The sequence below is a fragment of the Paenibacillus sp. GM2FR genome, from assembly GCF_002803325.1.
GTDB classification, from domain to species: domain Bacteria; phylum Bacillota; class Bacilli; order Paenibacillales; family Paenibacillaceae; genus Paenibacillus_AQ; species Paenibacillus_AQ lautus.
Genome location: NZ_MKZM01000008.1, coordinates 1,335,784 through 1,362,233 on the forward strand (window position 1 = coordinate 1,335,784; position 26,450 = coordinate 1,362,233).

Genomic DNA, 26,450 nt, shown 5'->3' on the forward strand with positions numbered 1-26,450 from the left:
AATATTCGCATGACGATTGTACAAAAGCCTGACGTTTATGTAAATACAGCGATCGTCACCATTGCTATACTAACACTGAATTCATTTCATGCATGAGGAGGGAATTAAGATGTTGAATTGTGAATGCCTGTTGACGGATGAACAAATCATTCAATTTATTACGAAGGGGTATGTGGTGCTTCACAACGAATTGCCGGATCAGCTTTATGCTGCCGTCAGGGATAAAATAAATGTTGTATTGCACGAGGAAGGAAATCCCGGCAATAACATCCTGCCCCGTGTGCCCGAGATTCAGCAGTTCTTCGAAACGCCGGTCGTTAAAGGGGCTTTGACGAGTGTACTCGGACCGGATTACTATATGCATCCGCATCGGCATTGCCATTACAATCAGCCGGGCGATCCGCTGCCGGGAGGCGGGCAGTGGCACAAAGACGGTTACTGGTCCAGCATGCGCAGCCACCGGCCTTGGTGGGCGATGATTTTTTATTACATGCAGGATATCACTGAGGAAATGGGACCGACCGCCATCATGCCCGGTACCGCATATTACGAAAAGTTTGTAGGCGATCAAGGCAAGACGCTGCTGCCGACCGGCAAAGCCGGAACGATGGTTCTGGTTCATTTTGATTTATGGCATAAAGCTTCGCTTAATGTCTCCGACATGGATCGTTACATGTTAAAGTTTCAATTCGTTCGATTGCATGCGCCGGAATCGCCGAGCTGGAATCATCAAGAGAAGGAGATGAGCCTTACGGGCGGAACACCTTACGTGCATTTGAATCTATGGAGAGATGTATGGAATTGGATGCGCGGCGAACCGGGTCAGGGGATTCCCACTGCAACGGGAGGCAAAGCTCAAATAGAGCAATTGGCAGAAGATCTAAAGTCTGAGGACGAGACCGTTCGCGCAAGGGCCGCGGATCAAGCTGGATTGCTAGGAGAAAAGGCCGCTTCGTTGGCTCCTGAACTGGCCAGAATGTTGAATGATAGGGAGCCGGTAGCTTTGAATGCCGGTTATGCGCTTGGCCAACTGGGCTCCGCCGGCATCGATGAATTGATACGCCTCATTTCCGAAGGAGCAACGCAAATCGCAGAGAGAGCGGCTTACGGACTGCAAGGTGCCGGCGCTGGTGCCGTTCCAGGACTGCTTGCACTGCTGAAACACGCAAACGAGAAGCGCAGGGCGCTTGCTGCTTTCGCGTTGGGAGCGATGGTACCTTCGACGCATGAGGTTTCATCGGCATTGATCGCGTGTTTGCAGGACCCGAGCGATTGGGTTCGTCGAAATGCAGTCGAAGCGCTGGGCATGATGGGGAGCGAGGCAGGCGATGTGTGTCAGGCCTTGGCAAACGTATTGGAACAGTCGCTTCTGCAAGAGGGAAGTGGAACCGTGGAAACCGATGACACGGACTTCAGCCAGCAGAGCTATATCCTAAATAAAATGGGATACACTGCGGCCTTGTCGTTGCTTCGTACCGCCAAGGCTCCTGATGTTCCCCTTATTATCCATTCGCTTGAGCAAGCGCTTCACAGCAAGGATCGTTATGTAAGGGCATATGCCTTCGAAACGCTTACCCATCTGCGGACACCCGAAGCGATAGATGTCCTGATTCGATATTATCGACCGGCCAGATGGTGTCCGGACACAACGAAGGCGAGCACTTTCTGATATCCGAATTTGCCTTCCGAAGCCCTTCCCATTCCCAGCCGAAATGAGAGGGGCTTTTTGGAATGCCTAAAGCTCCGGCGCGATTCATGGCAGGTGTCCTTTTTTTGCAAAAGCATGACCCTTTCATGCAAAGACTTGTGCGATCTGCTCTAGTAAAATGGGGCTCAAAGTTCGGCGTTAGCCGTTTATTGTTGAAAGGGGAAGTCATGGATGGCAGCATCAATCAAAAGAGTTCATGTCGTATTCAAGACCCATCTGGACATCGGGTTTACCGATTTGGGAAAGAACGTAATCGAGCGTTATATGGAGCATTTCATACCCCAGGCTCTGGAACTGTCCGAACAGCTGGCAAATGAAGAGGGGAACGTAAAATTCGTATGGACGACCGGCTCATGGTTAATCGATGAATTTCTGCGAACGGCTTCTCCTGACATGCGAGCGCGTATGGAACATGCCATTGGGGAGGGACGCATCGTTTGGCATGGGCTGCCGTTTACGACGCATACGGAGATCATGGATGCCCGGCTATTCGAATTTGGAATCTCCATTTCGGGCGGCTTGGACCAAAAGTATGGAAAAACCACGGTTGCCGCTAAAATGACGGACGTTCCGGGCCATACCCTTGCCATGGTACCTTTGCTGGTTAAACACGGCATACAATATTTGCATTTGGGCGTTAACATGGTGTCCAAAAATCCCAAGGTGCCGGAGATGTTTGTATGGCGGGCTTCCGACGGCTCGGAGATCATCGTTCATTATGCGGATAGTTACGGCAAGCCGTTTCACATGGAAGGGCTGGAAGATGCCTTGTATTTTGCCCATACTCATGATAATCATGGTCCATCTTCTATGGAGGAGATCCGTGTTTTATTTGAACAGTTGGAGCGGGATTATCCAGGGGCGGAAATCATGGCCTCGACACTGGATGCATTTGCCCGGCGGCTTCAAATCGTGAAGGGCCGATTGCCTGTCGTGAGCGAAGAAATCGGGGATTCGTGGATACACGGCATTGCCTCGGATCCTTGGAAAATTTCCCGCTACCGAGAATTGCTTCGCCTCCGGGATCGCTGGATCGAATCCGGTCAATTGGACAAGAACAGTGATGCGTACGATCGATTTTGCAACCGTCTGATGCTGATTCCCGAGCATACCTGGGGGCTGAACAATTCCGTCTATCTCGCCGATTTTGTTCATTATTCCGCCACGGATTTAGCCGCTGCAAGAGCACGGGATATCGTTGAAGACAATACATTGAGAAAATATGACTACCTATGCCAGCAGGCGATTGATACCAGGTCGTACAGCCATTACGAGAGCTCTTGGCAGGAGCAGCGGGATTATCTTGAGGAGGCCGTTCAATCGCTGCCGAAGTCGTTGGCAGCTGAAGCGAGAAGGGAGCTGGATCGGATGAGCCAGCATCATCCCCTTCCGGGATCGGAGCCGATGGAGTACAAACAACCGATCGAAACAAACGAGCTGTACGAATTAGGTCAGTTTCAGGTGAGTTTCGCCGCCGACGGCTCGATAAACCGATTAATGGATCGATCCGGGAAGGCGTGGGCGGATGACCATCAGAGACTGGGCACTTATAGGTATGAAACCTTCAGCAAAGAAAACTACGACCGTTTCTTCAAAGAATACATGACCAATCTGGATATCCATCATGGCTGGGCAGACAACGATTTCGGCAAGCCGGGAATCGAGTATGTCAAGCCGCGGCCGGAGCATCGGCGATATACCGCGTCCTTGCGGACGTTGCACCTGGAGAGGAACGCCGATTATGATATCGTAACGGCGGAAATGAAGCTGCCGGAGATTCTCAGCAATCACTATGGGGCTCCCCGCCGATTGAACGTAATCTATACGTTCCTTGCGAATGAGCCCGTCATAGAGGTAAGTCTGAGCTGGAAGGGCAAACCAGCCTGCCGTCTTCCGGAAGCAAGCTGGTTCTCGTTTGCCCCCCTTGTGGATAATCCCAACGCATGGATGATGGATAAGCTGGGCCAGCGTATATCTCCGTTATTCGTCGTGAAGGACGGTAACCGGAACATGCATGGTGTCAATTCCGGCCTCTATTATGAGGGGGCAGACGGAACGGTGGTTATTGAAACCTTGGACGCGCCGCTTGTGTGCCCGGGGGAACCGCGTTTGCTGCAATTCGACAACTCCTATGCTTCATTGACCGGTGGATTCCATTTCAATCTGCACAATAACATTTGGGGTACAAACTTTATGATGTGGTTCGAAGACGATATGAAGTATCGGTTCAGATTGAGACTACATTCTCATTCGTGAGTTATATGTGCCCATCATGAAAAACAACACGGAAAGATGTGAGTTTATAACTCGCATCTTTTTTATATATGCACGATCATCCGTCGATCAAGTTATGATGAAGGATGGTTCTTGGTAATAAAATCGTCAATCCTGCCTCGTAGCTGCTCATGCTGTGCAAAATGGTTATACATGCGATAGGCTGCCGTCTGCGCATTTCCGAAGAAAAATCGTTCAAACTGGGTTTGCCGACCACCGAACGAGCTCGCACCAAGCTCCCAAGCAAGCCTGAACAATGCGATTCGATCCCAAGCCTCCGTAGTGGATCCTTTTAAATATTGGTTAAGGTAAGGTCCGGAATCCGATTGAAAATCCAATTCGGAAGGGATCATAATCAGGCCGCTGGAGCCTAGCAGCTGAATCATCTCTACCATCTCGGGATAGAATTTGGGGAAGAGGATGCTGGATGCGAGAAGAGGACCGGCGGCAGGAACAAAATATCCGAATGGATCCTGGCTGGCCCCCTGCTCGGACGCCAATCTTAATGCTTTGAAGGTCTCCAGAAATGTAATCATTTTCGCAACATTCGAGACCATATGGGGCTCGAGCCCTACGTTCTGTTCATCTGCCAAGGATTCCAGCAAACCGAGCATGAATTCGGTTTTAACGATATATCGGATGGCCATTTGGTGGGCGATATGCGTATGAAAGTGACTCTCGCCGAATAAACGCCCAGCGTAAGTCTCGTCCCCATAGTAAAATATTCGATCATGAGGGACCAGCACGCGGTCGAAGATGACAAGCGTGTCCATCTCTTCGTATCTGGCGCTGAGAGGATAATCATAGGAAGAAGTGGCACCGTAGCTTTCGCGGCATATAAAAGTCATCCCCGGTAAATCGTTGGGAACCGCGAATGCAAATGCAGAAGGATTCACATCCTGGGACAACGTTGTGGACGGTGTCGGGAATACCAGCATTTCTTCGCATGTTGCGCCTTGTGTTGCCATCATGAAGGCCCCGCTTATGATCATTCCTTCATCGTTAATCTCTATGACTTTAGCCGCGATAGAGTCTTCAGCAGCATCTTGCTGACCGGACATCTTACAAGCATAGGGCTGGATGAAGGCGTGAGATAATGTAATGTCATGATCACGACAGTACTTATAATAGTTCCTGAGATTTTCCGCATATTTCGGGTGATGTTCCTCCAGAATATCGGCAGCGGTATATAAGGACATGATCGCGGTGTTCATATAATCGGGAGAGCGCCCTAGAAATCCGTGATGCCTGTTCGCCCATAACTCCATCATCAGTCTGCGTTTCTGCAAATCCTCAGCGTTCTTTGGCGGGAGAAAAGACAAGCCTACGCGTTCGCCCGTATCGGGTGAGGGGTACGTCATCTGTTCGATATAACTTGCTTCACATTGCATATCGTATAGATCAGCCTGGGTTTGTATAAGACCTTGGAATGCAGGATGATCGGATAAAGGTCCCTGGATAGGCTCTCCTTTATACCAAATGTTGATATTCTGTCGGTCAATCCTTTCGATATACTGCTTTCCCGATTTAATAGGCACGTTGTTCACCCCATTTGCGAAAATCATAGCTAACGAACCTGTCTACTGCTGTTAATGTACGTGCTTAGTCTATATGGAGTACGTTGTCCGCCGGATACGAAGTAAAATATGCGAATGTACCTTAGAAGCATAAGCCAAGAAATGCAGGCAAAAAAAACGGACCCATTATGGTCCGTTTCTTGATTGTGCGATTATTGGGATTGGCCCAGATACTGCTCAAGCGTCAGGTTTTGTCTCGTGATTTCTCCCGCTATATAGACGCCAACGTAACGAACATGCCAAGGCTCATAAGAATAGCCGGTTAATTTCTCCTTGCCTTTTCCGTAACGAATGATAAATCCGTATTTCGGTGCATTGGCTTTCAGCCATTTGCCTTCCTTGGTATTTCCGAAGCTTTGCTCCAAAGCATACCCTACGGAAGCACTGGATATATCCATGCTGAGCCCGGTCTGATGCTCGCTTTGTCCCGGACGCGCACTTGTTTTGTTAGCGACAGCCTCGCCCTTATTACGGGCGTTGCGTTCGAATATGGCTTTTTGGGTGGCATAGGACCGGTAGCCCGACACGGCTTTGAGGTCAATCCCGTCTTTCTTGGCTGCCGCAAACAATTTTTCCAGCGCAGATGCCGCTACCTTTTTCATCTGTTTTTTAGGACTGGGTCCCGAGAAGCTGAACGGAATATGGGGTACAACCAAGTCTTGCGGAACATAACTCGATGGTAGATTTCTTTGCTTGTTGACGAGTACAACGGTACTAGATAGATTGGTGACCGTATTTATACCATGAACGGTCTTTAAAGTCCGGTGAGGTGCGTTGTTTTCCAAAAACTTAGTAAATGATAAGCTGGAAGAAGATGCAGCGGCAGCTTCCACCTTGCCAATACCTGTGCTGCTGAAAACACTAGATAAGGCTAGGCTTGTGACAACGGAACCTATGATGACCGTGGGTATGATGGATTTGACGATTTTTTTGTGCATTTGAAGTCCCTCCTCGTTAGCTATCTCTGAGTATATAAGAGAGTTATATCGATAGAATCTCTGACTTGTTTCTAAATTGTAAACAAAATAGAATAGATCGAATCTAATAATAACCCAAAAATAGATGATAGTGATATGAAATAGAGACCAATTTCTACATAAGGAGACATTTTAGATGGAAATACGCAATTATATCAAACAAGGGTTTGAGACCTATTACGCCAAATACAGTCAAGTTACGGAGGAGGGATTCTGCAGGTGGATGCGCCCGGACGTTCCCGCAGAGATGAAGGCCGTCGATACGGGTGAGGAGTGGTCCATATGGAAGTTGGTGCCTTCCACTATAAGCGAAGTTCATATTGGGGCGATGGAACAAGAGTATGGATTGACTTTTCCCGAGTGGTATAAAGCATTCATCTCCACGTACCATCATTACTTTGACATCATACCAGAACAAGCTGTGGACGAGCCGCTGGATAACGTCAGGGACATGTACAATCCCTTGTTATGCCGGCTGGGATATCTTCCTTTCACATGGGATTCCGAATACGGAAAAATATGGTGTATCGATGTAAACGAAGACGCGGGCGATGGCTTCGGGGCTATCTATGAGATCGAACATGAAATATGTTTTGATCTGGATGAAGAACAAACGGATCGGGCTGAGCTTCAAAAGTCACTGGTATTTCTATATCCTGATTTCAAGGCGTATTTTGACCATACGTTCCTTGAAGGATGATGCGGTCCATTTTATACATAGAAGGAGAAGTTTCACATGCAAAATGAACAGCTGCAAGAAATATTGAACGAATACGGCATCCGGGAACCCGAGATTACGTTTATTCGGCATAATGAAAATCGAACCTATAAGGTGGAAGACCATGACGGAAGTACATATCTGCTGCGCATTCATCAACCGGTAAAAGACGGCATGGCAGGTCAGCAGCATACCTATGACGGTTTGCTGGGTGAACTCCAAATGCTGGAGCACTTGTCAGGCCGGGATCAACTGCTTGTCCAAAGGCCGCTGCGTAATCGGGAAGGCAAACTGATTACGATCATCGAACACGAAGGGAAGCGTTGGAACAGCTCCATGCTTACCTGGCTGGAAGGAAGAGACCTGCAGAAGGATGACCTAAGCGATCCGGTCATGGTCGAGAAGCTGGGAGCCAGTATTTCAGAGCTGCACCAATTCTATGGTCAGTACGTGCAGGAGGGCTTGGATAAGCGTCCGAGTCAGGGGATTGCTTACAATCAATACATGATCGGGGTTATCAAGCAAGGGTTAACAAAAGAATTGTTTACTTTCTCCGATGTTTCCGTCATTGAAGAAACGATATCGTTAGTTAACGCGCGGCTTAAGGACAGGCGAAACGAAGAAGCCTGGGGGCTCATCCATGGTGATTTAAGCTTGGGGAATATCATCAGGACCCGGGATGGAGAGCTGAGCTTTATCGATTTTGGTTTTTTCGGACCCGGGTATTATTACACGGATGTTGCTATGGGTGTGATGATGGTTCCTTCGGAGCTTCGGGATTTATTCCTGAAAGGGTATTATGGGAATGATCATGCGGGACAAGATGAGCTTGTTCTGTTAGAAGGCTTCATGCTGCTGGCCATTATCGGATACTACGTCTTTCAGATGGAGAATGAATCCGTGCATGCATGGATGCGTGAACGGATGCCGAAGCTGTGCGCCGATTACTGTAAGCCTTATTTGTCGGGTGAACGCATATTTTATTCTGTATAGTTCGATGACGGATCTAACAGTATCCGTGAAAGTTCATTTATGCATTCAATCCCTTGGTATGGACGCTGATCGGGTGATACCATATGAGGTATACGACTTTATGATTAGAGGTGAACACCAAATGGCGGAAAGCAAGCTTCTGCTGCAACAAAAAGCTCTCCAGGACGAGGCTTCTGAGGTGGCAGAGGAACTTCGACTTTACGAGTTATTAAGTCAAGCAGGCGAACCGGTGCGTGTCGGCAGTTCAGCCCTCGGGTTGATGGTATGGAGAGACCTGGACATGACGGTAATATGCTCTCGGCTGAATCAGCAATTAATTGCACAGATCGCAATGGAGCTCATGCTGCAAGCTGGTGTACGGGAGCTGAAGTTCATCAACGATACCGGCGATTATAATACGGATCCCGCTTATCCGGATGGCTTGTACATTGGCCTAAAGTATAAGTCTCAGCAGGGGAAGGAGTGGAAAATGGACATTTGGTTCGTGGATGAACCGGAAAGACAGCCCGACTTGAAACATATCATAACGATGCCTGAACGGCTGACCGAGGAACGCCGGGAAGCTATTTTGAGAATCAAACATAGTTGGGCAAGCCGTGATGAATATGGCAAGAGGGTGCGAAGTTTCGATATTTATACAGCGGTTCTGGAAGAAAACGTAAGGACGCTGGAACAGTTTCAGGTATGGCTGGACCAAAGGTCCATGAATTAAGAATAAATCCCATGATTCAATAATAGGAGATTTACATATGGAGATTATCAAGCATAACCAGAAGAGTCATCCTAGCGGGTGGCTTTTCTTTTTTATGTATATGTAAAACATAAGTGAATCCTATTTTTTTAATATTATCCATATCATTTTTCCTGTGATAGCATAATCGTATGTCTGGCAAGGGGAGAGAGGAATGATGGATATGAGTTCAGCATTTTGGTTAACAAATGCCCGATTAGAGAGTGGTTATGAAGTACAAGAGGGCGTTATTACGGGAACAAAAACGGAGATTCGCCATATATTCATAGAAGATGGGAAAATCGCGAAAATCGTAGCTTCGGACACAACTATAACAGACGAGTTGCCGCAACACGACGTGAAGGGTTTATTGCTTCTGCCATCCTTTATCGAAAAGCACTGCCATTTGGATAAAACGCTGCTCGGTGACAGGTGGCGTTCCGTTACGCCGGTTTCCAGCATTTTCGAGCGTTTGGCTATCGAGAAAGCGACGCTTCCTTCGCTGGATACCTTGACGCAAGACCGTGCAGAAAGGCTGCTTGATATTTATCTGGAATCCGGCGTTACGCATGTGCGTACGCATGTGGATATCTATCCGGAAGTGGGATTAGACCATTTAGAAGCGGTTCAACAGGCATTACGCACATTTGAAGGTAAGTTATCCTATGAGATCGTTGCTTTTCCTCAGCATGGTTTGCTGCGCTCGAAGTCAAGGGAATGGGTAAGACAAGCACTTCGCAGCGGAGCAAGCTTGGTTGGCGGGGTTGACCCGGCGACGGTGGATGGCGATATCGAGGCATCCTTGCAGGAAATGGTGGAGCTCGCAGTTGAAGCCCATGCGGGCATTGACCTGCATCTGCACGATGCCGATCATCTAGGGATCTTCACGATGAAGCGATTAGCTCAGCTAACCATTGATGCAGGTCTGCAAGGCAAGGTGGCGATAAGCCATGCCTTCGGACTGGGTGATATTCCACCATTCCAAGCACAAGAGATGGGGGACTTGCTCGCTGATGCGGGGGTCGCCATTATTACGAGTGTGCCGATTGGCCGCAAGTTTCCGCCGGTTGGCTTACTGCACGAGCGCGGTGTAGAAGTAGCCGTCGGATGCGACAACATCTTTGATGTATGGTCGCCATTCGGAAATGGGGATGTGCTGGAGCGAGCTGGTCGACTGGCCGAAATATCCAGATGGGTGGATGAACGCGCTTTAGCGCAAACGCTCCAATATATTACCGGTGGCATTACACCGCTTAATCATGAAGGGGAACAGGTATGGCCGCAGGTCGGAGACGTTGCCAGCATCGTATTTCTAGAAGCTTCTTGTTCGGCTGAAGCCGTTGCGAGAAGATCCAAACGCGTGGCGACGATGTTTCAGGGAAACATCGTTTCCGGTTCTTTTTAGGCGAATTTCATGTCCATCCGGATTAAGTTGCTGCTGTCCTATACCGGTATGCTGGTCATCAGCTTGCTGGTCTTTGTCTTGACTGCCAGTTTGTTTACCGTTGCGGCTACCGGCGATATTCACGGTATTCGGGATTTTTATAAAGTGCACTACCAGATTAACCCGCTCACGGAACAAGAGGAGTCTATTTTCCTCGAATTAAAATATCTTGCCAAGAACGAGCCGGATGAGCTGCAGAACAAAGAGCTGCTGACGGAATACGATTTTAAGCTGAGAACCGTACGAGCGGGCCTGTATGTCCGCAGAGAAAACGACCAGATCTTTGAGTCCCATACGATGAACCAGCCTGAACTGGAAGCGAATCTGCCATCATATGACCTGAACAACAATCAGATTCGCAATACCCTCAACATCGGTGAGCGGTTTTATGCTTATGCCAAATATGATTTCCGGTATTCGGATGGTGCCAGAGGGAGTGTGTTTGTTATTCGAGAGCGAAGTCCTTTCGGCGAAGTCACGCGCAAGCTGCTGCCTATTCTTGTCTTGAGTCTCGTTGGCATCGTTGTCGTTGCAAATGTATTGTTATATCGCTGGATCACGCGGAGCGTAGTCAAACCGCTTGATTTGCTCCGCCATTCGGCGGAACACATCAAGGAGGGAAATCTCCAGTTTTCTCTGGATTTGCATTCCAAGGACGAAATCGGCCAGTTAAACGAGACGTTTGAGAATATGAGGAAACGCCTGCTTGAATCGATTCAGCTCCGGCTCCAGGATGAAGAGAACCGGAAAGAGCTGATCTCCAATATCTCTCATGATCTGCGAACACCCATAACAAATATTAAAGGGTATATCGAAGGCATACGCGACGGCGTTGCGGATACACCGGAGAAGATGGATAAATATGTGAACATCATTTACACCAAAACCATCGATCTGGATAAACTGGTGGATGAGCTGTTTCTTTATTCCAAGCTAGATTTAAAGCAGGTTCCGTTCATGTTTGAGCATGTCGATATCATCGGTTTTATAGACGATTGCATCGATGAGCAGCGCTATGTTTTGGAGGAAAAGGGAATACGGCTGGCGTGGAAGGAACGCACCGGTCAGCCTGTCGAGGTCATTGCCGATCTGGAAAAATTAAAACGAACGGTGCTCAACATTATCGGGAATGCTCAAAATTTTATGGACAAGTTGCACAAAACCATCTACGTTTCCACTCAGCTTTCTCCGGAATGGGTAACGGTTGAAATACGGGATAATGGCATGGGCATCGACCCGGAAGCGATTCCTCATATATTCGAAAGATTTTATCGTGCGGAGCCATCCCGCAATTCTGCAACGGGCGGCAGCGGCCTGGGGCTTGCCATTGCCAGCCAGATCATCGAGGGGCACGGGGGTGCCATCTGGGCGGAGAGCGAGCTGGGCGTCGGCACCAGCCTGTACTTTACCCTCAAACGAGCGATTACAAAGGAGGTGCTGTAATAACCCATGACAACACGCATTCTCATCATTGAAGACGAGACAACGATCGCTCAATTGGAGCGGGATTATTTTGAACTGAACGGTTTTCTCGTAGATCTATGCCATACAGGCAATGAGGGATTGAAGCTTGCCCTTAACGAGGACTACAGCCTTATTATTGTCGACCTCCAGCTGCCCGGTATGAATGGCTTTGAACTATGCAGTCATATCCGAAAGAACAAGGAGGTTCCCATTCTGATCGTATCCGCCAAGAATGAGGAGATCGATAAAATCCGTGCCTTTAATCTCGGTGCCGACGATTACATTACCAAGCCATTCAGCCCGAGCGAATTAGTTGCAAGAGCCAAGGCCCATCTGATGAGATATGTAAGGCTTATGGGCAAACAAAGCCAAAGTCCAAGTTCAGAAATTCATATTCGCGGCTTGGTCATCGATAAATCGGCGCGAAGAGTGTTCATCCGAAATGAGGAAGTCACGTTTACGACCCGGGAGTTTAATTTGCTTGAATTTCTGGCAAGCCATCCGAACCGGGTGTTTAACAAGACGGAACTGTTTGAACGGATTTGGGGCATGGATTCCAGCGGGGATATCGCAACCGTAACCGTCCATGTCCGTAAGCTGCGCGAAAAGATGGAGGTGGATCCATCCAATCCGCAGTATATTGAAACCGTATGGGGGGCTGGCTACCGCTTTTCGGTCTAAACAATTTAGAATTTGTTAATAAAAGTTTTCGAAACGCTTAATCCCTGCTTTCTTGGGAGTTTAGGACTCTCTTCTATCATGGAGATATGACGATCCACGTTCATACTCATCGAAATAGGGAGGGTTTACAAATGAAAACATATTCTAATAAACTGGCGGCCATGATGGTGGCGGCTGCCCTGGGAACGACCGCTTCGCTTCCGTTTCATGTTCTGCAGGCTGAGGCTGCGGAGGTCCCACTGGCTGCACAAGATATAGAGCAAGCCACTCAAGAGCTGTCCCAGCTTCGCGTGATGCAGGGATACCAGGATGGCACGATGGGGATAACCAGTCCTATCACGCGGGCAGAGCTGGCGAAAATGCTTGTTCTTGCATTTGGACTTGAAGGCAAAGGGGATGCAAAGACAAGCTTTACGGATGTGAATCCAAACGCGTGGTATGAACGGTACGCGGCTGAGCTGGTAGCGCAGGATATCATGCAGGCACCGGAAGGACGTTTTGATCCACGGGGAATGGTTACCCACGCTGAGCTTGTACAAATGGTGTCCAAGGCTCTGAAACGAGACGCGAAGTCCGTGGATGATTGGGCGAAACGTTTTTACTCCGAGGAAGGCCATACGACTCGCGGTCAAGCGGCCTACTTGATAAGCGTTGCCCATGAGGCAATTCCGTCGGAAAAAGCTAAAATCACGAGTATTCGTGCATTGAATGCCATAACCCTGATCGTCACCTTCGATGCTCCCTTGACGGCAGAGAATGAGGCGTTTGCCAAAGCCAAAGAAGATTTTAAATTTAACGACGGGCTGGAACTCACCAACATGCCGCGCTTGAAGACAGGCTCGATTTCCACTTACATCGTCCCAACCTCAGTTCAAAAACCAGGTACATCGTATACGCTTACCTATAAAGGGAAAACAGCAGGCACATTTGCAGGCAATAGCGCGAAGTTGGACATGACAGAGGCTAGACAAGTCGCTCAGGATACGTTTGAGTTGGAGGCACTTAAAGAGAATGGCGTCGTTGACTACGGCTACGTTATTTCCGCCTATAGCGGAGGTCGCGGAGCCAATGCATTCGTGCTGGATGAGAACAACAGCGCCGATGGAATAGTCTATCAGATCATATCCTCTGGCCAAGCCAGGGAAGTCACGATTACGCCTGCAGGCGGACAACCTATCGTGGCCAAATACGTACCTTTTACCCAGTCCACGGATGGCAAACAAGAACCGAAATTCCGTTTGCCGGAAGGCCAGACGCTGACGCCGGGTGTTACTTATACCGTTACCTCGGATTGGGCACAGATGGCCAACCCGACATTCGTAGCAGGAGCGTTTGCTCCGCTGGAAATCATCGGAGCCGAGGCAATCAGCGACAGCTCCATTGCCATTACCCTGTCCGAGGATCCTGGGGACGAGCTCTTCTCCGGCCGGAGCGTTGAATTGACTGGAGCAGACGGCAACAAGCACATAGCAACCTACAAATATTCAAGCCGCAAGGGAGCCGTAGGCGTGTTTGATCTGACACAGGAGAGTAAACTGAAGTCGGGAACGACGTATACCATCAAACCGGTAGGCGAGTGGGCAGGAGAAACCGATGCGGCCCTGACTTTAAATTAATATTTTACAGCATGGACATGGCTGTACATGATCGAGAGGACGAGCGTAAAGCTTGTCCTCTTTGTATTTTTTTTTGCGGACTATGATCAAAATATTCAAAAGCATGGTTATTTTCCGTTATTGTCATAAAGCATCATGATCCTTAACAATCGGATATTTACCAAGCTCACCGATTACCCTAATATGGAGTTACTTTCTGTCATTTAGCTGCATGCACGTATCGAGGCGGAAAAATGTACCTTTCTATACGCAGAAGTACCTACCCATGCGCCGCCAACATCCATTATGATCAGATTTATTAGCTGGCGGGAGAATTTGAGTCGATGTTTTTTGAAAACGCTATCACACAAGGGGGGATATTTATTCTTAAGCATTCGAAGGTATTTCGCAGCTTTCTCATCTCCTATATTGCCATTCTGCTCATTCCCACTATCGGAGGATACATATCCTACTTAACCTCCATCTCCGTAACGCAATCCGTTTCGATTGAGAATAGCATGATTCAGCTCGAGAAAAGCCAGGAGCTGCTGGAACACCGGATGGCGGAAGTGGAAGGGATGACGCGGCAGCTGGCGATCAATCCAGACCTTAACGTGCTGCTCAACGATCATCTTGCCCAAAGGGATGTTTACGGCATATGGAGAACGATGCGCAATGTGCTGACCTTCGGTCAAACCAACGATTTTCTTCAGCATTACTACATCTATTTGGCGAATTACGACTTGATTATAACGTCGGGCTCCTCTTATCGGCCGGAGCATTATTACGAGTTTTTTCATTATGACGGTCTCACGTTTGAGGAATGGAAACAACAGATTCTGGAGAAAGCCCATCGCAGTGAAATCAAACCGCTTTCTTCTTTCTCGGATAGGAACAACGAAACTTCGGTCATCACGTACATGCAGTCGCTCCCGTTGGACAGCTTCAACGATTCGTCCCCGGCCAATGTCGTGGTCGTGATTGATGAACAGACGATTGCCGGGTTGTTCTCGGGGTTAACCGACAATTACGGCGGCTGGGTCCATATCCACGACGGGAAAGGGAATACGCTTGCCCTTCAAGGAAACATGGAATCCGATGTGAGCCAAATCATAAACGATCCGGCATTCGATCAGAGCAAAGCCAGCCAGTTCTACAAGAATGACCTTGTGATCACCACACGCTCGGATAAGAGCGGCTGGGTCTATCAGGCCGGCATCCCCCGCAGCGCCTTAATGGAGAATGCCGATCAAATTAAACAAGCGTCCTGGTTCATTACCGGGGGCGCCATGATCGTGGGGCTGCTGTTCGGGTTGTATTGGGCTCATCGGAACAGCGTGCCGATCCATCGCATGATTAGCATCATGAAAGAGCAGTTCGGCAGGGATGAGCTGACGGAGCGGAATGAATTCGACTTTTTGAGCGGGAATATTGCCAATATGATCAGCAAAAACAAACAACTGGAAAACGAGCTGACGCGTCAGCTTCCGTTTGTCCGGGATGCTTTCCTGAGACGGCTGACTGCCGGCGAGTTTCAATCGAGGGACGAAATTGCTTCCGCTGCCCAGCAGGCTGATATTGCCTTGCATAACGGAAAAGGCTATGTCGGCATCCTGCAGATCAAAGGATATGCCGGCATGGATAGCGTGGAGATCCTTAATGAGCTTAACGCCGCCCGGCTTCTCATGAAGCAGGCCTTTTCCGAAATCGCCGGGTCGCTGCCCATGACGGATCTGGGCTCGGACAAAATGGTGGTTTTGTTCTTTACCGACGAAGAAAGAGAGCCTGGGCCGGATGAAGAGCTTCGAATTACGAGGTTGATCGAAACGCTGACGAATCAGGTTCTGCATGAATATAAAATGTTCCTCCAAGCCGGTTTTGGCGATCCGTTCGACTCGGTCTCAGAGGCGGGGCAGTCCTTTGACCAGGCCAAGCAAGCCCTAGAATATGCCGTCTACTTGAATCAAAAAGAGACGATGTGGTACCGCGAAGCCAGAATCGTCAACACAACATATTACTACCCACTGGACACCGAGCAGCGCTTGATCAGCACGGTACGGGCAGGAGAGCTGGAAGAAGCCGAGAAGATCGTCAATCTGATCATGGATCATAATCTCCAACAGCGCGAGTTATCGGTCGAGATGAAGCATCAGCTGGTAGGTGAAATCAAAGGAACGTTCCTTAAATTAATGGATCAGAAAATTTTTGCGGAGTCGGAATGGTTTGAAAGCATAAAAAAGCGCATCATCGATATCGGGTTAACCGGGCCGCTGGAATCCATTCATAACGAAATCCATGCGATCATGGGAGAGCTGTGCAGATATATTGCCAATAAAAAGAAGGACTCCCATGCCAAACTGATCAAGCAGATTTATGAATATACGGAAGCGACGTACGCACATCCGGATCTCACCTTATACCGCGTGGCCGAGCACGTGGAACGGCCGGAGAAATACATCTCCCAATTGTTTAAGGAAGTAACCGGGGTCAATTATTCCGATCATCTGATCAAGGTGCGGATGGATCGGGCGGCCATACTGCTTGCGGAGACCAACCTCACGGTCGATGAAATAGCGGCTCAGGTGGGCTACAACAGCTCCCATTCGTTTCGCAGGGCATTCAAGCGTCTCATCGGCATATCACCGAGCGCTTACCGTCAGTCTCACGAGGTCGTGTAGTATAGGTTGATCCTGACAAGCCGCATTGTCACTTAGGACGATGCGGCTGTTTGGGCTAAAGAAACGCGAATACGCGGGATTTGGCCCCTGACGAGACAGGATGCCCTGCGGAAAAGCGGTTATTTGTACGCCAAACAACCGAAGTGTACCTGTTCAAGGACCGGAATTCTCCCCTATGATCGACACATAAAGAAAACGCTGTCATTTCAATGCCGACACATCCGTTGTCATTACATTAGGGGGGATTATTCTGGAGAAGCCATTGGTAATCGAGCCGGAGCCTGTTATCCATACCGGCACCAGCACAGGCTATTGGCATGTTGCACGAAAGAGTTTGAGGAAGCATTGGCAGATGTACCTGCTCGTGATTCCGCCGCTGCTGTTTTTCCTGATCTTTAAGTACTATCCGATGCTGAATGCCGTTCTTGCCTTCAAGGACTACAACGTCATCAAGGGAATATGGGGCAGTCCCTGGGTAGGCTTCAAGCACTTCGAACTGTTCTTCGAGAATCCGTTATTCTGGACGCTCGTCAAAAACACGATTATTCTCAGCGGTTATCTCATCTTAGCCGGATTTCCGATTCCGATCGTGCTGGCGTTAATGATCAACGAGATCCGGGGCGGTCGATTCAAAAAGTTCGTCCAGCTGGTGTCCTTTGCGCCGTATTTTATTTCCACGGTGGTCATGGTGTCGATCATCATGCTGTTTCTGTCTCCGCGGTTGGGCTTTGCCAACGTGGCTTTGAATTTTTTCGGACTGGAGTCCGTGAACTTTCTCGGCGATCCGGGGATGTTTCGTTCCATCTACGTATGGTCCGATATTTGGCAGACGGCAGGTTATAGCGCGGTGATCTATTTGGCGGCATTGGCCGGCATTGACCCGACCCTGTATGAAGCGGCAAAGGTGGACGGCGCCTCGCGCTTCCAAAAGATTCGCCATGTGGATCTGCCGGGCATTGTGCCGACCATCGTCATCATTTTGATTCTGAATGTCGGCAACGTGATGGCACTCGGATTCGAGAAGGTCTATCTGCTGCAAAATCCGCTGAATCAGGTGAACTCGGAGATCATTGCAACCTATGTCTATCGGATCGGACTACTGAATGCGAACTACAGCTTTGCAACCGCGGTCGGCCTGTTCAATTCCGTGATCAACCTTATTCTGCTGCTGACCGTGAACGGATTGGCTAAACGAATAACTAATAACAGCATTTGGTAAGGAAGGAGCTAGGGCATGGCAGTTCAACAAACAGGTACGAGAAAAATCAAGGAGTCCGCTGGCGACCGCATCTTCCTGACAACGGTATACATCGTTCTCTTTCTGGTCGTTATTGCGGTTTTGTATCCGCTGATTTACATCATCAGCAGCTCCATCAGCAGCCCGGCGGCCGTTACTTCGGGCAGGGTATGGTTGTGGCCGGTCGATATTTCGTTCGAAGGCTTTCGGGTCCTCTTTAAAACGCCCGAGATTATGACCGGATACGCCAATTCCATTTTCTACACGACGGCCGGCACGATCATCAGTGTCTTGTTGACCATTATGATTGCTTACCCGCTGTCTCGCAGGTCATTTTTCGGACGTAACGCGTTGATGATGATCATTACATTTACGATGATATTCAGCGGAGGACTGATTCCAACCTACATGGTCGTGCGGGAGCTTCATCTGATCGATACCCGCTGGGCGCTGCTCATTCCCAATGCCATTTGGGTGTGGCAGGTGATTATCGCCCGATCTTTTTTTCAGTCTTCCATTCCGGACGAATTGCAGGAGGCCAGCGAGATGGACGGCTGCAGCGATATACGTTTTATCTGGAGCATCGTCCTGCCGCTGTCGAAGCCGATTATGGCCGTGCTTGTGCTCATGTATGCGGTTGGCCAGTGGAATGCGTACTTCGATGCGTTGATCTACTTGAAAAGCGCTGACCTGTTCCCGCTTCAGTTGATTCTTCGAAGCATCATCATCCAGAATAACAGTTCGGGAACGATGGATGCTTTAGCCATGGTCGAGAGGCAGCAGCTGGCCGAGCTTCTGAAATATGCGCTGATCGTGGTTGCCACCCTGCCTGTGCTGGTCATATATCCGTTTGTTCAGCGCTATTTTGTGCAGGGGATGCTCGTGGGTTCTGTGAAGGGCTGATCGCTTTCGAGGGGACGGCTGAATTCCGCAAAGCGATTTGATCTTATGATGGAAGGGAGGTGATGCTCTCATTACGTGCGAAGCTAGACGTTTACGTGTTCACTTTAATGAAAAAGGGAGCGATCCAATTTGAAAAGAGGCCTACTAAGTTTGTTTATGCTGCTATTGGCGAGCAGCATCGTGATGTCAGGCTGCTCGGGCAAAAATACAGAAAGCCCGAGCAGCCCGCAGGGCGGAAGCTCATCCGGCAGCACGGACAGCTCGAAACCCGTGGAAATCAGCGTTTTTGCCGTACAGGAATCAGGCATCGATATTCCGGCCAACAAATTCACCAAGCATATGGAGGAACAGTTCAACATCAAATTCAAATGGCAGATCAATCCCTCCGACGGCGCCAAGGAGAAACGTCAGATCTCTCTGGCCAGCGGCGATTATCCGGATGCTTACCTGTTGACGCATTATATCGATGAATTCTCCCAAGCCGATGTGCTCAAATACGGACAACAGGGAGTGCTCATTCCCCTGAACGATCTAATTGAACAGCATGGACCGAACATTAAAGCGGCCATGGAAGCTACGCCGGAAATGAAGGCGCTTGTTACGGCCCCGGATGGGAATATCTATGGGCTAGGCGCATACACGGAATGTTTTCACTGCTCCTATCCCAACAAAATGTGGATCAATACCGAATGGCTGAAGAAGCTGAATCTCGAGGAACCGACAACGACGGAGGAATTCAGAAGCATGCTGCAGGCATTCAAAACGCAGGACCCGAACGGCAACGGGAAAGCGGATGAGGTGCCCCTCAGCGGTTCAACGGAGGATTTCGGCGTACGGATCATCCCTTATTTGATGAACAGCTTCGTTTACGACGATGACCGGAACTACTTGACGATGAATGGCGGCAAGGTCGAGTCCGCGGCGATCACGCCGGAATGGAAGGAAGGGCTCGCCTATATCAAATCGTTGTATGACGAGGGATTGATCGATCCGGGCGCATTCACCCAAAATGCGGAGGCGTTCAAGAAAATCGGCGAGAACGCGGATGCGGAAATTCTCGGCGCCGGTGCCGGCATGCATCCGGCCATCTTCGTAAACATCGATCCGGGCAACACCCGCTCGGCGCATTACAATCCGCTTCCGCCGTTAAGCGGGCCGAACGGAATTTCATACGCAACCCATGATGCGGGGGGCGTATCACCAGGCGCAAAATTCGTGATCACGAACAAAGCCAGTGAAGAAGCCCGCATTGCATTGATCAAGATGGTGGACTACATGTTTACGCCGGAAGGCCAAACCAATGCCGCAACCGGCATGAAAGGGATCGATTGGACGGATCCCGAGCCCGGCGATCAAGCGCTCGGCGAGGGCGTGACCCCGATGGTCAAGACCATTCCGATGAAGGAAGGCGAAGCACCGCACAATGCGGGTTGGAGCGGAATGGGCCATTTCTATATGCCGAAGGAGTACCGCGATACTTGGGTGCAGGGAACCGACATTTATGCATCCGATGGCTATGAGCGCAGATTGTACAATGCATCGCTGCTGTATCAAGGACATGAGCCGAAGGAAATCTTTCCGATCTGGTCGATCTGGATCGATCCGAGCGTCATCGACGAAGCCAGCATGCTTCAAACGAACCTTAAGAACTATATTGAGCAGAACCAGCTGCAATTTATTACCGGCAATAAGGATCTGAACAAGGATTGGGACGCTTACGTCAAGGGATTGCAGGATCTGAAACTGGATCGTTATCTTGAAATTCTGCAGACGGCTTACGATCAATCCGCCAAATAATAGAAGGGCAACTCGCAGCTGCGGCTGACTATGGAGCCATACGAATATCCATATGCGGGTGCCGGTCTAAAGAGATCGGCCACTCCGCATTTTCTCTGTTTTACGGGTGACTAGTGAAAAGAAATAGGCATTATACGAGGGGAGGTTATCATATGTCCCATTATAACAAAGGTACGGATCGTGCCGCGTTCATCGTTCATCGCCGAGGGCTGCCTAATGTGAAGGCCAAGCTTGCAGGGGAAGCCCCGGTTACGGTTGCCTTTTTGGGCGGATCCATTACGGAGGGAGCCGGTGCCTCAGCGGCGGATAAGATCAGCTGGCGCGCCTTAACGGCTCATTATTTAAGAGACCGCTTCGGAAAATCGCGGATTCGCTCCATTAACGCAGGGGTCGGGGGGACGGATTCGACGCTCGGAGCTCACCGCCTTCGCGAGCATGTGCTGCGCGTTGAGAACATTGATTTGCTATTCGTGGAATTCAGCGTAAATGACGGCAGCAATCGGGAGGAATCCATCAGAGGGATGGAGGGAATTGTCCGCCAATGCCGGCGTCTGTCCCCCCGCACCGATATATGCTTTATTTATACCGGGGCGGATCGAAATCTGACCTGTATCCGGCCGTATCCCATTGCCGTTCACGAAGAAGTGGCCGAGTATTACGGCATCCCTTCTGTCGATTTTGCTGCCGGGATCTATCGCATGCTGCAGAATGGTGAGGCCGTGTGGGCATCGCTTGCACCTGATGGGTATCATCCGAATGATGACGGGCATGAGATCTACGCCGGTTTTTTGCGAAGAGGTTTGAATGAGCTGCTGTCGACCGAGGTTGATTCTTTGATGCTCGATCACTGCGAATCTTTGCCCGAAGAACCGCTGATGACGGGGAATTACGAATATGCCGACATGCTCTCCTATGAGCTTGCCGATTATACCGGGGATTATCATATCGGGAAGCTGCCGCAAGGTTCAAAGCTCATGAATTGGCGTTATGCGACAGAGCATAGGTACTCTGATCATCCAAACGCTTCGTTTACGTTTACTGTGGAAGGACAAAGCGGCGGACTGCTGCTGCTATGCGGACCCGACACCGGAATCTTTGAGTACTCGATCAACGGACAGTCCTTCGTACGGGTCAATCCCTTCGACGAGTGGTGCTTGAACGCCTATCGGCCAGTCAGCGTACACTTTCCGAGACATCATCTGCGCGGGCCGATCTCGATCATGGTTCGAAACACTGGACTCAAGGATAAGCGAAGCCAGGGTACGGGCATGCGCGTGCTGAAGCTGCTTGCGAATTAGGCGGACTCCTGCGATTGTTATACCAAGCTTGAAAAGAGCTGCTATTCGTGATGGAGGTGTTGTTATTGCATTTTCCTGGTAATCAAGATAAAACAACTCCGATCGTCCTTTCGTTACGGGATTACGAGGACCCCAATAACCCGGATGTGCAATCTGCGATGAAATGCGCGATTGAAGCCGTCAGAGCAATGGAGGGCGCGGTCATTCTGGACGTACCGCCGGGGTGCTATCATTTTTATCCTCAATCCGCCGTTCGGGAAGCGTACCATATATCGAATACCACCAGCGAGGAAGAGAATCCGGATGTGACCAAAACGATCGGGATATGGCTTAAGGATCTTCACCATATGACACTCGAAGGGAACGGCGCCTTGTTTATTTTTCACGGGAAGCAGACGATGCTTGTGCTTGATGGCTGTACGGATATTGAAATCCGCAATCTGCACTGGGATTACGCCGCGCCGACCGTGACCGAAATGACGGTGGATAGATGCGGTGATGCTTACCTTGAGACGACCGTTCACCCGGATTCTTGCTATGATTGCGTAGACGGTAAATTCGAATGGGTTGGGGAAGGCTGGCGTTTTCGTGAAGGGCCGATGCAGTTATGCAGTGCAGATTTGAGTGCTACCTGGCGCGTGGATAATTGGCTGGAACGGGTGTTACATACAGAGGAGATATCTCCTCGTCGGCTTCGGTTTCATTTTGGAAACCATGCTTCCCCGCATCTGGCTCCCGGTACGATCGTGCAAATGCGCGACGGCATTCGGGACCAGGTTGGCATGTTGATCACCGGAAGCTCCCGGGTGACGCTAAGCAACGTGGGCATACATTTCATGCATGGATTGGGCGTAGTTGGACAGTTCAGCGAAAATCTGATCTTTGAACGTTTGGATCTGACGCCGCGTCCGGAGACCGGCCGCACGGTGGCGGGGTTTGCCGATTTCATCCATCTGTCGGGCTGCAGGGGGAAGGTCTCGATCCGGAATAGCCGGTTTGCAGGGGCGCATGATGATGCAATCAATGTTCACGGCACCTACCTTCGGATCGTTGATCGACCGGCCACCAATCAATTGCTTGTAAGGTTTATGCATCCGCAGACCTACGGATTTTTGGCCTTTCTGCCAGGTGATGAGGTCGCATTCGTGGATGCGGATACGCTGAACACCTACGCTTTCGGACGTGTGGCTGCTGTCGGTATGAAGTCGCCACGCGAAATGCTGCTTACGTTGGAGAAGGCGGTTCCTGCGGTCGTCGGAGTGCGGGACGTGCTTGAAAATGTGACTTGGACGCCGGAGGTCGATATTGTCGGCAATGCGTTCGTCCGAATTCCCACGCGGGGCATTCTAACCACGACACCGCGGCGGATCATGATCCGGGATAATACCTTTATGAATATGCAGATGAGCGCGATCCTGGTCGCAGCGGACGCCTCATCCTGGTACGAATCCGGCGCTGTAACGGATATGAACATTTTGGATAACCGGTTTGTGAATTGCGGCGGCCCCGGGCATTCCGTGATTCGGATTGCGCCTGAGAATAAACATCACCATGCATCGGTTCATCGCAATGTCCGGATTACAGGCAACCGCTTTGAAACGACCGGAGAAGATTGGTTAATGGCAAGAAGCACGGAGGGACTGATATTTAAAAATAACGTGATTCGGATGCAGGAGAAATACGACCGTGAAGGGAATGTCCCTTTGGAAGAACGCGTCAAGCTGGAAGCCTGCATTGGAGCGGATATTTTGTGTAACGACTTGGAGTATGACGATTTGAATTAAAGGAGGGATAGCGAGTGGGAGAAAATATGAAATTGCAGTATGTTAAGCCGGCGTCAGTCTGGACCGAAGCGCTGCCGATCGGCAACGGACGTCTTGGAGCTATGATTTACGGCTGCGTGGAACGTGAAACGATTAGCTTGAACGAGGATACGCTTTGGTCCGGTTATCCCAGGGATTGGAACAACCCGTCAGCCGGGGATGCGCTGCCGGCGATCCGGGAGCTGATACGCCAGGGGCGTTATTCGGAGGCTGACCAGCTAGGGCGCAAGATGATGGGGCCCTATACGGAATCTTACCTCCCGTTTGGAGACCTATGCCTCAGGTTTGATCATGGAGGCGTGTTTCATTCTTACCGAAGAACGCTGGATATCGCTAAAGCCGTTCAACGAACGGAATACCTTATCGGAGAGGTGTCCTACACGAGAGAATGCTTCGCATCCAGCCCGGATCAGATGATTGCATTGCGGTTAACCTCAAGCACCCCTGGCGCGCTGAACTTCCATGCACATCTGGAAAGTCCGCTGCGCTATACCGTAAAGACCGAAGAAAATATGTACTCCATGTCGGGATTTGCACCGGAACGCGTCGAGCCCAGCTACGTGTCGTCTGATCGTCCTATACGTTACGGCGATCCTGAACATACCGCCGCCATGGCTTTCGAAGGTCGGCTGGCAGTGGCTGAAACCGATGGCCGCGTTACAGTGGACGCCGCTGGCATCCATGTACTGGATGCCAGCGAAGCCGTCATCTACTTTACTGCGGCAACCAGCTTCAACGGATTCGATCAAATTCCCGGTCACCGCGATGGCGGAGACCATCCGTCGGCTGCAGCCGCTGCTAAAGCTGCGGCTTGTATGGTAGGTGTAAGAAGCCACACTTGGACAGAGCTGCGCGAGCGGCACATCAACGATTATCGCAGCCTATATGATCGCGTAAGCCTCCGATTAGGCGAGTCACTAGCTTCCGGTGATATGGACACGGAGAGGAGAATCGAGCAATTCGGTGCCCGGGATCCAGGCCTGGTCGAGCTGTTGTTCCACTATGGCCGCTATCTCCTGATCTCAAGCTCCAGACCCGGAACGCAAGCCGCCAATCTCCAGGGAATATGGAATGCATCAACCCGGCCGCCGTGGAGCAGCAATTGGACCTTGAACATCAATGCGGAAATGAACTATTGGCCCGCGGAGATATGCAATTTGGCAGAATGCCATCAACCTCTGCTGGAGCTCATCAGAAGTTTGTCGGTGAACGGATCGGACACCGCCGCCGTTCATTACGGTACTCGAGGCTGGACCGTTCATCACAATACGGATATTTGGGCCCATACCGCTCCGGTCGGCAATTACGGGGACGGGGATCCTTCATGGGCGCTTTGGCCGATGGGGGGAATCTGGCTGACGCAACACTTATGGGAGCATTACGCATTTAGTGGTGATGAAGCCTATTTGCGCGCAGTTGCTTATCCTATCATGAAGGAAGCTTCCTTATTTGCTTTGGACTGGCTTATAGAAAATAACGAAGGTCATCTCGTGACATCTCCGTCGACCTCACCGGAGCATAAATTCCGCACGTCGGATGGGACAGCTGCGATCAGCGAAGGGGCGACCATGGATATTTCCCTCATTTGGGAGCTGTTCACCAATTGCATCGAGGCGGCCAACATTCTCGGCGCGGATGAGGATTTCCGAGAGGAATTGATTAACAAACGAGAACGATTGCTGCCACTGCAGGTCGGTCGATACGGTCAGCTGCAGGAATGGTCCCATGACTTCGAGGATGAGGACGTATTTCATCGGCATACGTCCCACCTGGTCGGGGTTTATCCTGGACGACAGCTATCTGCGGAAGAAAGCCCTGATCTGTTTGCAGCAGCCCGAACTTCCTTGGAGCGTCGCGGGGATGAAAGCACGGGTTGGAGCCTGGGCTGGCGAGTTGCGCTATGGAGCCGATTCGGGGACGGCAACCGAGCGCTGCAACTGTTAAATCATATGCTGAGATTAGTGAAGGACGGCGAATCGGAGCGTTATGAGCACGGAGGCGTATATGCAAGTTTATTAGGAGCGCATCCACCTTTTCAGATCGACGGCAATTTCGCGGCTACAGCGGGAATTGCGGAAATGCTGCTGCAGTCGCATCGCTCCGAACTCATGCTGCTGCCGGCACTGCCGGATGCATGGCCGGAAGGCGAGGTACGTGGACTGCGGGCAAGAGGTGGCTATGAAGTCAACATTCGCTGGAAGGATGGAAAACTGACGGAGGCAGAGATCATGTCCCGGTGTGGCAATATGTGCAGCGTAGACGCAGGTCATGGAGATTTGATTGCGGTTTACCAAGGCGAAGCCCGGGTTCCCGTACAGCTCTCCGGTAAAGATGTGCATTCATTTGCAGCAGAACAGGGGATAACCTATAGGCTGGTGAGGGAATCGGCTGGGGAATCTAAGACTTGATCGGCATAATGCATACCTTTTCGATTGTGTCCGTACAATTCGAAGTTGAAAAAAAGACTCCTTCAAGGAGTCTTTTTTACGTGGAATCAGAAGAAAATTCCAATTAATTTGTTAGTTTTGTAGTCGAAACGTCTAAGAAGTGGGT

At 50.1% G+C, this 26,450-nt stretch carries 18 protein-coding genes; 16 read left to right on the forward strand and 2 right to left on the reverse strand.

Going from position 1 to position 26,450, the window contains the following annotated elements:
• Positions 1 to 109: 109 nt before the first annotated feature.
• Together PAEVO_RS06290 and PAEVO_RS06295 are read left to right on the forward strand one after the other, a co-directional pair.
• A complete protein-coding gene (locus PAEVO_RS06290) occupies positions 110 to 1,669 on the forward strand; it encodes a HEAT repeat domain-containing protein (protein WP_100536783.1) in 1,560 nt (519 codons plus the stop codon).
• 210 nt (positions 1,670 to 1,879) lie between these two features.
• The gene (locus PAEVO_RS06295; protein WP_100536784.1) at positions 1,880 to 3,964 is read left to right on the forward strand and encodes a DUF5054 domain-containing protein; all 2,085 of its coding nucleotides are present in this window, start codon (positions 1,880 to 1,882) and stop codon (positions 3,962 to 3,964) included.
• 92 nt (positions 3,965 to 4,056) lie between these two features.
• On the opposite strand, the gene PAEVO_RS06300 is transcribed toward PAEVO_RS06295, so the two are convergent.
• On the reverse strand, positions 4,057 to 5,520 hold the full coding sequence (locus PAEVO_RS06300; RefSeq protein ID WP_100539336.1) for a 4-hydroxyphenylacetate 3-hydroxylase family protein: 1,464 nt from the start codon (positions 5,518 to 5,520) through the stop codon (positions 4,057 to 4,059).
• A gap of 191 nt (positions 5,521 to 5,711) precedes the next feature.
• Positions 5,712 to 6,497 (reverse strand): M15 family metallopeptidase, encoded by a 786-nt coding sequence (locus tag PAEVO_RS06305; protein WP_100536785.1) that lies wholly within the window; start codon positions 6,495 to 6,497, stop codon positions 5,712 to 5,714.
• Positions 6,498 to 6,672: 175 nt separating this feature from the next.
• Here PAEVO_RS06305 and PAEVO_RS06310 point away from each other — a divergent pair, with 175 nt between their 5' ends.
• From PAEVO_RS06310 to PAEVO_RS06375, 14 genes are all read left to right on the forward strand, one after another.
• Positions 6,673 to 7,236, forward strand: a complete 564-nt coding sequence (locus tag PAEVO_RS06310; RefSeq protein WP_100536786.1) for an SMI1/KNR4 family protein — start codon at positions 6,673 to 6,675, stop codon at positions 7,234 to 7,236.
• 36 nt (positions 7,237 to 7,272) lie between these two features.
• Entirely contained in the window at positions 7,273 to 8,247 is a 975-nt protein-coding gene (locus PAEVO_RS06315) for a phosphotransferase enzyme family protein (protein WP_100536787.1), read from the forward strand.
• 121 nt (positions 8,248 to 8,368) lie between these two features.
• The gene (locus PAEVO_RS06320) at positions 8,369 to 8,959 is read left to right on the forward strand and encodes a hypothetical protein (protein ID WP_100536788.1); all 591 of its coding nucleotides are present in this window, start codon (positions 8,369 to 8,371) and stop codon (positions 8,957 to 8,959) included.
• A gap of 202 nt (positions 8,960 to 9,161) precedes the next feature.
• Positions 9,162 to 10,382 carry an amidohydrolase gene (locus tag PAEVO_RS06325; RefSeq protein ID WP_100539337.1) on the forward strand — a complete coding sequence of 407 codons (1,221 nt, stop codon included), beginning with the start codon at positions 9,162 to 9,164 and terminating at the stop codon, positions 10,380 to 10,382.
• Positions 10,383 to 10,391: 9 nt separating this feature from the next.
• Positions 10,392 to 11,864, forward strand: coding sequence for a sensor histidine kinase (locus PAEVO_RS06330; RefSeq protein WP_100536789.1), 1,473 nt, complete (start codon positions 10,392 to 10,394; stop codon positions 11,862 to 11,864).
• A gap of 6 nt (positions 11,865 to 11,870) precedes the next feature.
• Positions 11,871 to 12,566 (forward strand): response regulator transcription factor, encoded by a 696-nt coding sequence (locus PAEVO_RS06335; RefSeq protein ID WP_100536790.1) that lies wholly within the window; start codon positions 11,871 to 11,873, stop codon positions 12,564 to 12,566.
• Positions 12,567 to 12,697: 131 nt separating this feature from the next.
• Complete coding sequence (locus tag PAEVO_RS06340) at positions 12,698 to 14,182, forward strand: S-layer homology domain-containing protein (protein ID WP_100536791.1); 1,485 nt, start codon at positions 12,698 to 12,700, stop codon at positions 14,180 to 14,182.
• Positions 14,183 to 14,505: 323 nt separating this feature from the next.
• Entirely contained in the window at positions 14,506 to 16,839 is a 2,334-nt protein-coding gene (locus PAEVO_RS06345) for a helix-turn-helix domain-containing protein (protein WP_243390645.1), read from the forward strand.
• 262 nt (positions 16,840 to 17,101) lie between these two features.
• Positions 17,102 to 18,058: an ABC transporter permease gene (locus PAEVO_RS06350; protein ID WP_243390646.1), complete on the forward strand. Its 957-nt coding sequence runs from the start codon at positions 17,102 to 17,104 to the stop codon at positions 18,056 to 18,058.
• A 15-nt stretch (positions 18,059 to 18,073) separates the two neighbouring features.
• Positions 18,074 to 18,979, forward strand: coding sequence for a carbohydrate ABC transporter permease (locus tag PAEVO_RS06355; protein WP_100536792.1), 906 nt, complete (start codon positions 18,074 to 18,076; stop codon positions 18,977 to 18,979).
• Between the two features lie 129 nt (positions 18,980 to 19,108).
• Entirely contained in the window at positions 19,109 to 20,776 is a 1,668-nt protein-coding gene (locus tag PAEVO_RS06360; protein WP_207797451.1) for an extracellular solute-binding protein, read from the forward strand.
• A gap of 152 nt (positions 20,777 to 20,928) precedes the next feature.
• Positions 20,929 to 22,074 carry an SGNH/GDSL hydrolase family protein gene (locus PAEVO_RS06365; RefSeq protein ID WP_100536793.1) on the forward strand — a complete coding sequence of 382 codons (1,146 nt, stop codon included), beginning with the start codon at positions 20,929 to 20,931 and terminating at the stop codon, positions 22,072 to 22,074.
• 65 nt (positions 22,075 to 22,139) lie between these two features.
• On the forward strand, positions 22,140 to 23,858 hold the full coding sequence (locus tag PAEVO_RS06370) for a right-handed parallel beta-helix repeat-containing protein (protein ID WP_243390647.1): 1,719 nt from the start codon (positions 22,140 to 22,142) through the stop codon (positions 23,856 to 23,858).
• A 26-nt stretch (positions 23,859 to 23,884) separates the two neighbouring features.
• A complete protein-coding gene (locus tag PAEVO_RS06375) occupies positions 23,885 to 26,305 on the forward strand; it encodes a glycoside hydrolase family 95 protein (RefSeq protein WP_100539341.1) in 2,421 nt (806 codons plus the stop codon).
• Positions 26,306 to 26,450 lie beyond the last annotated feature (145 nt).